Annotated in this window: 1 protein-coding gene and 1 pseudogene; one reads left to right on the top strand and one right to left on the bottom strand. The window is 68.7% G+C overall.

Going from position 1 to position 758, the window contains the following annotated elements; translation table 11 throughout:
- A partial coding sequence (locus HX774_RS18140; RefSeq protein WP_178828851.1) for an alpha/beta fold hydrolase occupies positions 1-203 on the top strand: 203 nt, incomplete at its 5' end.
- A gap of 4 nt (positions 204-207) precedes the next feature.
- Here HX774_RS18140 and HX774_RS18145 read toward each other — a convergent pair.
- Positions 208-758, bottom strand: a pseudogene (locus HX774_RS18145) (peptidase S41); the annotation flags it as partial.

The raw sequence follows: 758 nt of genomic DNA on the forward strand, positions 1-758 counted from the left end.
CCATCACCGCCCCCGTCACCGTGGTCTATGGCTGGAGCGCCGACGACCGCAGCCCGCGCAGCCAGATCGACGCCCTTTTCCGGGCAAGCTATCGCTCGCTGCGGACGCCCGCGGCCTTCGAGCGCATCGAGGGGGCCGAGCATATGGTCATGATCGACCAGCCGCGCCGTTTCCAGGCGGCGGTCGAACGTTTCCTGCGCTGAAGGCTCAGCGCGGCTGAAGCCGATGGATCGAGGCCAGCAGGGCCGCGTCGTCGGTCATGTCGCCCTCGATGACATATTGGGGGCGTTGCGGTTCGTTGTTCCCGCGGGCGCGACCGCGATAGACCTTCATCGGTACGGCGATCCGGGCCAGGCCGCTGGGCAGGGCGGCTTCGCGCAACTCCATATAGACGGTGTCAGCCGAGGTCTCGCGGCCGACCTGAAGCGCGCCTGCGGTCTTCCACAGATCGACCGCGTCGAGGCAGGCCGAGCCGCAACTGGAATCAGTCAGGACATAGACCCGGCCCGCCATCAGTTGCGGCGCGGGCGGGGGCGGGACTGCGTCTTCGGGCGCCGGCTCGTTGGCGCTGCGCCAGTAGGGCTGACCGGCGGCCTGCGCCGCCTTCATGCCGTGCACGGCGTCCTCGGCCCAGGCGATGTATTCGGGCGAGCCGTTTGAAGCGCGAAGTTGACCCAGGAATTCGGATATCTGGGCGATATTGCCGTCCGAGGCGCGCCATTCGACGGCCTCGATCGCCGGCTCGGGATGGGCCGCCA

The organism is Brevundimonas sp. P7753, from assembly GCF_013386595.1.
Lineage (GTDB): Bacteria > Pseudomonadota > Alphaproteobacteria > Caulobacterales > Caulobacteraceae > Brevundimonas > Brevundimonas bullata.